The 359-nt window shown below is 71.0% G+C and carries 1 protein-coding gene; it reads left to right on the forward strand.

Annotated features, from left to right (window positions below; translation table 11 throughout):
* On the forward strand, nt 1-341 hold a 341-nt coding region (locus KZZ04_RS18570; RefSeq protein ID WP_219423713.1), incomplete at its 5' end, for a hypothetical protein.
* Nucleotides 342-359: the final 18 nt, after the last annotated feature.

Below are 359 nucleotides of genomic sequence, written 5' to 3' on the forward strand. Positions count from 1 at the left end.
TGGACCATTTTTTCCCGAAGGCAGGCCGGGATTGGTCGGCACAGGTCGATGGTGACGGCCTCGTGCGATTTCTCCGCGCGGCGCACCCGGGGAAGACGGCGATCCACGTTGCGGCACGTACGCGGCTGCCCCCCGACACCGTGAAGAAGTGGCTGGCAGGCGTCGCGCTACCGAATGGCCGCGCGGTGCTCGTGCTCGCGTGCTGCTACGGCCCGGAGTTGCTGCGCGCGATGTTGCGGGATCCGCCCGGTTGGCTCGACGCATCGGCCCGCGGGGCGGAGCAGGCGCGCATCGAGGCGCGGCTCGCGGCACTGCAGGCCCAGCTGAGGCGGTCGGCATGATCGGCCTGCGTCGCATCC

Origin of the sequence: Pseudoalteromonas sp. CR1 (assembly GCF_019392235.1) — a bacterium.
In the GTDB taxonomy this organism is placed as follows: Bacteria; Pseudomonadota; Gammaproteobacteria; order Enterobacterales; family Alteromonadaceae; genus Pseudoalteromonas.